The sequence below is a fragment of the Desulfofundulus sp. genome (assembly GCF_049701015.1).
GTDB lineage: Bacteria > Bacillota > Desulfotomaculia > Desulfotomaculales > Desulfovirgulaceae > Desulfofundulus.
Genome location: NZ_JBNATZ010000129.1, coordinates 1 through 6,963, shown reverse-complemented (window position 1 = coordinate 6,963; position 6,963 = coordinate 1). Strand labels below are relative to the sequence as shown.

At 49.8% G+C, this 6,963-nt stretch carries 8 protein-coding genes and 1 pseudogene; 1 reads left to right on the top strand and 8 read right to left on the bottom strand.

The window, feature by feature from the left end; genetic code table 11:
- Positions 1-339 (bottom strand): phosphoribosyltransferase (locus tag ACPLUI_RS08945; protein WP_424659918.1); only part of this gene is annotated, 339 nt, incomplete at its 3' end.
- 104 nt (positions 340-443) lie between these two features.
- Between ACPLUI_RS08945 and larC the strand changes: the two genes are divergently transcribed.
- A complete protein-coding gene (gene larC, locus ACPLUI_RS08940; protein WP_424659917.1) occupies positions 444-1,628 on the top strand; it encodes a nickel pincer cofactor biosynthesis protein LarC in 1,185 nt (394 codons plus the stop codon).
- Here larC and ACPLUI_RS08935 read toward each other — a convergent pair whose 3' ends face one another.
- The 7 genes and pseudogenes from ACPLUI_RS08935 to ACPLUI_RS08905 form a co-directional block, all read right to left on the bottom strand.
- Positions 1,629-1,985, bottom strand: coding sequence for a hypothetical protein (locus ACPLUI_RS08935; RefSeq protein ID WP_424659916.1), 357 nt, complete (start codon positions 1,983-1,985; stop codon positions 1,629-1,631).
- A gap of 85 nt (positions 1,986-2,070) precedes the next feature.
- Complete coding sequence (locus ACPLUI_RS08930) at positions 2,071-2,946, bottom strand: ParB/RepB/Spo0J family partition protein (RefSeq protein WP_424659915.1); 876 nt, start codon at positions 2,944-2,946, stop codon at positions 2,071-2,073.
- A complete protein-coding gene (locus tag ACPLUI_RS08925; RefSeq protein WP_424659914.1) occupies positions 2,939-3,700 on the bottom strand; it encodes a ParA family protein in 762 nt (253 codons plus the stop codon). The genes ACPLUI_RS08930 and ACPLUI_RS08925 overlap by 8 nt, the downstream gene beginning before the upstream one ends.
- Positions 3,701-3,803: 103 nt before the next feature.
- Complete coding sequence (locus tag ACPLUI_RS08920; RefSeq protein ID WP_424659913.1) at positions 3,804-3,953, bottom strand: DUF1540 domain-containing protein; 150 nt, start codon at positions 3,951-3,953, stop codon at positions 3,804-3,806.
- Positions 3,954-4,031: 78 nt separating this feature from the next.
- The gene (gene rsmG, locus ACPLUI_RS08915; RefSeq protein WP_424659912.1) at positions 4,032-4,751 is read right to left on the bottom strand and encodes a 16S rRNA (guanine(527)-N(7))-methyltransferase RsmG; all 720 of its coding nucleotides are present in this window, start codon (positions 4,749-4,751) and stop codon (positions 4,032-4,034) included.
- 52 nt (positions 4,752-4,803) lie between these two features.
- The gene (mnmG, locus tag ACPLUI_RS08910; protein WP_424659919.1) at positions 4,804-6,714 is read right to left on the bottom strand and encodes a tRNA uridine-5-carboxymethylaminomethyl(34) synthesis enzyme MnmG; all 1,911 of its coding nucleotides are present in this window, start codon (positions 6,712-6,714) and stop codon (positions 4,804-4,806) included.
- A 12-nt stretch (positions 6,715-6,726) separates the two neighbouring features.
- Positions 6,727-6,963 (bottom strand): annotated as a pseudogene (locus ACPLUI_RS08905) (hypothetical protein); the annotation flags it as partial.

The window sequence follows — 6,963 nt, the reverse complement described above, 5'->3', positions numbered from 1 at the left end:
GCCACGGTAAAGGAGCATGCGCCTTTTTATTTCTCTTTCCTGTTCTGCCACGAGTTTGGAGAGGTCTTCCTCATCCAGTCCCATGACCGCCAGCAATGAGTGGTTAAAAAACGATGTGCCGTCCTGCGTTACCGCACCTATGGCCAGCTCCGGGTTATGAGGTGCACCAATTTTTCTGGGTATAATCACGTCCAGGTCCATACCCAGTTGCCGTGCGATTTCCGCCCCCACCACCACTCCACCCCGGGGTATGGCCAGCACCAGTCCCCTGTGTTTGCAAATGCCTTCGAGTTCGCGGGCCAATTTTTTTCCAGCGTCGACGCGGTCTAAAAAAATCATCGGGTTACCACCACCTTTTAGCCTTCGCTGATTTCCCTAATTTGAGTATACTTAAAATCGGGGTAATCCAAACATGAAAAATTGTCGCGGATGGTGATAAACCCATGAATACAGCGTACCTTGATTGTGCAGGCGGTCTTAGCGGGGACATGCTCCTATCGGCCTTAATAGATGCGGGTATAAATTACCGTCAGTTCCTGGACCTGCTCCACCTCTTCCCATTGAACAATTTTGACATCTCTATTTCTGAGGAGTCCAGGGGAGGATGGAGAGGTGCCCGGCTGTTTTTTTCCCTGCCCTCCTCCCCTTCCTACCGGCACCGCAACATCCTCGAACTTCTGGCTGCCTCCAAACTGCCGGCTACCGTAAAAAATAATATTTCTCGCATTCTTGAATCCCTGGCCCTTGCTGAGGCCAGGGCTCGCGGGGTTCCTGCCGAGGAGGTTTGTTTTGAGGGTGAACAATTAAAATCCGTCCTGGCTGTGACTGGTGTCTGTGTAGCATTTTCCCTGCTGCAGGTTGAAGAGATTTTTTGCTCCCCTTTGCCTGTTGGCCGCGGCCCTATTTTTCGTTCCGGCAGCGTGCTGCCTGTTCCGACCCCTGTTACAGCAGAATTGATGCGTGGCGTTCCTGTGTATCCGGTTGATGTGGAGGGAGAACTGGTCACCGCTGAAGGCGCCGCCATCGTCAGTACCCTGGCTGCTGGTTTTGGCCCCATGCCGCCCATGCGGATAGGCTGCATCGGCTACGGAGCAGGGGCCATCCATATCCCGTTTTCCTGTCCGATGCGTGTGTTTGTGGGCGAACAGCTTCGAGAAAATACCACGACGGTGGGAAGCGGCGACCATGTGCTGGTACTTGAAACTGACATCGACGATATGAACCCGGAATTCTTTTCTTATGTCGATCATTTACTGCGCCGGTGCGGTGCACTGGACGTCTTTCTAACGCCCACCATCATGAAGAAAGGGCGCCCCGGTACCCGTTTAACAGTCCTCTGCCCCCCCGGCCGGGAGGAGGAACTTCTCGGTGTTATCTTCAAAGAAACGACTACACTGGGCGTACGTATCAGGCAGGAGCGGCGTTGTACACTCAACCGTCATCATGTCCGGGTAGATACCCCGTGGGGGCCGGTAGGGGTTAAAATTGCCTATCTTGTGCCGGATGCTCCCCTTCAGGTCAGTCCCGAATATGAGGACTGCCGCCGCCTGGCTGAGCGCACGGGACATCCCATCCAGGAAATTTATCACGCCGCACGGCAGGGAGCTCTGCTCAAGCTGCATACTTAATCAGCCTTTATTTTTGTTATCAGTTAACAGCCCGTAATCAGCCTTCATCTTTTCGTAGCGTGCATATGTGACCGGTGAAATTTCCGCCATGGGTAGTGCATCAAGCAGTGGTAATATCCTCTTCAGACTTTCACCCCTGAGCATCCACTGGTAATAATTGCGTCCCCCATGGGTATACGGGCCGTACAGACGCGACCCGGGAATGTTTCGCGTCAGCCACTCAAAAAGTTGCTGGTGGCGCGCATGCATCCGCAGGGTTATCTGGGGTTGCCTGCCGTCACCACCAAAATGGCCCTCACCCACAAGCAAGCCAAGCAAAAAGCCGAGTTTAAAATCATCCAATTGCCAGTTAACCATAACCATAACCTCATGTTGCTGTTTCACCGTCATGTAACACGTGAAACATTTTAAGTGGGAAACCGGATGAATATTACGGGAGAGTTTAATTTACTAACAGGTTGATAATTTCCTCCAGTTGCGCCCGACTTTCAAAATTAATTTCAATAACACCACGCCCATGTCGACGTGAACGAATGCGCACTTTTGTACCGAGGGCGCCAACAAGAAGTTGCTCCATGGTCTCTAAATCACCGGAATCAATAGTAGAAGGTGATTCTTCTGTCGCCTTATCTGATTTTGAATTAGACCCATCTTGACCGGAAAAGCGGCGAATTAATTTCTCCGTCTCACGAACATTTAAGCCGGCAGAAACAACCTCACGAGCAGCGGCAATCTGAGCGGCAGCATCATTGAGTGAAAGTATGGCTCGTGCATGACCGGCCGTAATAAGGCCTGCACTGATCATGTCCTGGACTTCCGGAGGAAGAGTTAACAGGCGCAACATATTGGCAATAAAAGGTCTGCTTTTAGAGACCAGCCTGGCGATTTCCTCCTGGGTAAGCCCGAACTCGTCAATCAACCTGCGGTAAGCTACTGCTTCTTCAAGGGGGTTCAAATCTTCCCGCTGTACATTTTCAATCAGAGAAATAGCGGAGGCTTCCAGATCCCCGTAATCCCGGATAATAGCCGGTATGTACTCCAGGCCCAGTACGCGGCAGGCCCGCCAGCGACGTTCGCCGGCAATAATTTCATAACGACTGTCCGAAACAGGTCTGACCACGATCGGTTGCACAACGCCATGTTCCTGAATGGAAAGCGCAAGTTCCTGAATCTTTTCCTGATCAATGGCCTGACGTGGCTGGCGGGGGTTTGGTTGCACATCATCCACCCGTATCTCACGTAAAGAACCCTCATCAGCTGGCTGATCCAGTGGTATTAAGGCTCCAAGGCCCCTGCCCAGACCGCGTTTTTTACTCAATGCCCATCACTTCCTTAGCAAGCTCATTATAAACCTCAGACCCGCGGGAACGGCGGTCATATATCATAATCGGCTTTCCATGACTGGGAGCTTCACTTAAACGAACATTACGGGGAATAATGGTCCTGTAAACCTTACCCGGGAAAAACCTTTTAACTTCTTCCACCACCTGAATGCTGAGGTTGGTCCGCCCGTCAAACATGGTCAACAAAATACCTTCCAGCTCAAGTTTGGGGTTCAATCGCTTCTGGACAAGATTAATTGTATTCATTAATTGACCAACCCCTTCAAGAGCATAATACTCACATTGAATGGGAATTAAAACTGAATCGGCTGCGGCCAGGGCGTTTATCGTTAATAAACCTAATGATGGAGGACAATCAACAAAAATAAAGTCAAATTTTTCATGAACAGGCTGAATAACCCGCCTGAGGATATGCTCCCTATCGGGAATAGAAACCAGCTCGATTTCGGCGCCTGCAAGTTCAATAGTGGATGGGGCCACCTTTAAACAGGGGATTGAAGAATCAATAAGAACACGCTCCAGATCACGACCACCAATAATAACATCATAAATACATGCATCAAGCTGATCTTTATCGATACCCAGGCCACTGGTAGCGTTACCCTGGGGATCAAAATCAACCAGAAGTACCTGTTTTCCCATGAGGGAAAGCCACGCCGCCAGATTAACAGCAGTGGTAGTTTTACCGACACCTCCTTTTTGATTGGCAATGGCGATGGTCTTTCCCAACGGTAACCACTCCTCCTAATGGTGATGTAGGCATTTATTCAACGAAACCGGTCCCTGTTCCTGCATAAAAATGGCCGCTGTTTGAAACAGCGGCCATTTCTGGTTAGCTGCGAGGCTTGAAGGTCTCACATTTTGTTTGAGGAGAATTAGTAGCTTTAGCGACACCGTTGCGATCGATCTGAATCATCGAAGCCTCACAAGACGACTGACTGTTGTACTGGCACTCAGAAACGGAGCATTTAATTTGCGCCATAAATACTCCTCACCTCCAAAGACTATAATGTCCAGGAAGGCATAAGTTTATATAAGACATATTCAGGTAAATAAGGTTTTATAAAGGACGACGCTGCGGAACACCGGGCCGTCGGGGATATTTATCGGGAGTGAGACCAATTTTTTCTATTAAAATAAGCTTTCTTTGGTCACCAGCTACAGGTAAGAAAATTGTTTTTACACTTTTCACAGAACCGCCTAAAATTCTCAAGGCATCATCACACATGGCGAGTTCCTCCTGCACGGCGGGACCTTTCATTGCTATAAAGTAACCCGATGGTTGCAGAAAAGGAAGGGCGAGTTCCAGCAAAACTGGAAGCTCAGCAACAGCGCGGGCCAGAGCCAGGTCGAATGAAGCACGGTAACGTGGTTCATGTGCAATCTCCTCAGCACGACCAGGAACCACGTCCACATCACCAAAACCAAGAACATCGAGCACATGATGCAGAAAATTAACCTTCTTGCCTACAGACTCTACAAGCGTAACTTGTAAATCTTCACGTACAATTTTTATCGGTAAACCTGGAAAGCCGGCACCGGAACCAATATCAACCACTCTGGCACCAACAGGAGGATCATATATCAAAAAGCAGGTCAAAGAATCTACGAAGTGCTTGATTACAATGTCACACATCTCACTTAGAGAGGTTAAATTGAATCTTTCATTCCATTCGACCAATAAACGATAATATTGTGAAAAACGATGACACATCAGATCAGTCAGTTCAATGCCCAATCGCCCAGCAGCATGAGCAAGGAATTTATCGAACTCAGACAAACTGTACCACTCCCGACACTATATGAACGCGACTGTACATAGGAGCGTTATCTTACTCACCGGACCCCCCTTCATCCTGCCCCTTTTTACCGGTTCGCCGGCGAGCTTCAAGATGAACCAGAAGGACAGCGATATCAGCCGGGTTAACCCCTGAGATGCGACTGGCCTGACCAATAGAACGTGGACGTACTTGTTCGAGCTTTTGCCTGGCTTCGGTAGACAGACCTTTAACGGAGGCATAATCTATATCATCCGGAATACGCCTGTTTTCAAGTTTTTCAAAGCGTTCAACCTGAAGCTGCTGCTTTTTTATATACCCCTCATACTTAACCTGGATCTCAACTTCTTCCTCCACATCCGGAGGCAAATCAGAAACCTCCGGGTCAATCTTCTTAATATGCACGTAGTTAATCTCGGGACGGCGCAACAAGGACGCAAGAGAAGCAGCCTGGTGCAGAGGTGAACTACCGGCCTCCTGTAGAACAGCCTTTACCTTATCATCTACAGGCACTACCGTGCGGTGCAGACGTTCGACCTCTTCATTAATGAGACGGCGCCTTTTTTCAAAAGCCCGGTATCTTTCAGGAGTAACCAGACCGACCTGATAGCCTTTTTCAGTCAACCTGAGGTCAGCATTGTCCTGGCGCAGGAGCAAACGGTATTCGGCCCGTGAAGTAAGCATACGGTATGGCTCACTGATACCTTTGGTGACCAGGTCATCAATAAGCACACCTATGTAAGCTTCAGAACGCGACAGTATGAGAGGATCTTTACCCTTGATAAAAAGGGCGGCATTAATTCCGGCCATGATTCCCTGGGCTGCGGCTTCTTCGTAACCCGAAGTACCGTTAATCTGACCGGCACTGAACAGACCGCTGATTGTCTTGCACTCAAGAGAAAGATTCAACTGTGTGGGAATTAAATAATCATATTCTATGGCATAACCCGGACGCATAATCTCCACTTTTTCCAGGCCGGGGAGAGATCGAAGCATGGCCAGCTGCACATCTTCAGGGAGGCTGGTGCTCATACCCTGCACATACATTTCAACCGTATCCAATCCCTCGGGCTCTATAAACACCTGGTGACTGGGACGGTCGGCAAAGCGCACCACCTTATCTTCAATGGAAGGACAATAACGTGGTCCGGTGCCTTTAATAAAACCGCTGAAGAGGGGAGAACGGTGCAGGTTCTCCCGTATAATACGGTGGGTTTCCTCAGTAGTATAGGTTAGCCAGCAGGGAACCTGATCCCGGCGAGTAACAGGTGAAACAAAGGAAAAGTTCAACAAGCGATCATCACCCGGCTGGATGGTAAGCTTGCTAAAATCAATGGTCCGCCGGTCTACCCGCGCAGGGGTGCCGGTTTTAAAGCGACCCAATTCAAGCCCGAGTTCCCGCAGCGAATCCGACAGGCCCACAGCGGCAAATTGACCGTTGGGACCACCTGAATAAGCCAGATCACCAATTATAATCCTGCCATTCAGATAGGTACCGGTGGTCAGGATGACAACCGGCGCAAGAAACTTCGCCCCTGTGGTTCCCACAACACCCTCCACTCGATTCCCCCGGACCAGCAACCTCTCCACCAGAACCTGCTTCACGTCGAGACGTTCCTGGCTCTCCAAAACTTTTTTCATGCTCCACTGATACCGTTTTTTATCGGCCTGAGCCCGGAGTGCACGGACGGCGGGACCCTTGGCAGTATTCAGCAGACGCATCTGGATGGCAGTTCGATCAGTATTAAGTCCAATCTCACCACCAAGGGCATCCACCTCCCGGACCAGCTGAGCCTTGGCGGGTCCACCCATAGCAGGGTTACATGGCATGAGGGCGATATTATCCAAATTCAAGGTGAGGACCAGCGTGCGACAGCCCATACGGGCGGCAGCGAGAGCCGCCTCACACCCGGCATGGCCCGCCCCTACCACAATGACATCATATTTTCCTGCCAGGTACTCCACGAAAGTCATACCTCACTTTCCGATACAGAAATCCCGGAAAATACGGTCAATTATATCCTCAGCAACCGTAGTGCCGGTAATCTCACCCAGAGCTTCCCAGGCAGCCTTCAAATCTATGGCCACCAGATCCAGGTTTTCACCTGCAGATAAAGCACGGAGAACCTCCTGTAAATGTTCGTAACAGCGAGTAAGTGCTGCGGAAATCGATAAACAGCGTCCTTTGAATGAAGAAGAAATTGTTAATCTAAT

Coding starts and splice junctions, on each gene's coding strand:
- ACPLUI_RS08935 (WP_424659916.1), bottom strand. CDS start 1,985: ATGGTTAACTGGCAATTGGATGATTTTAAACTCGGCTTTTTGCTTGGC.
- larC (WP_424659917.1), top strand. CDS start 444: ATGAATACAGCGTACCTTGATTGTGCAGGCGGTCTTAGCGGGGACATG.
- ACPLUI_RS08920 (WP_424659913.1), bottom strand. CDS start 3,953: ATGGCGCAAATTAAATGCTCCGTTTCTGAGTGCCAGTACAACAGTCAG.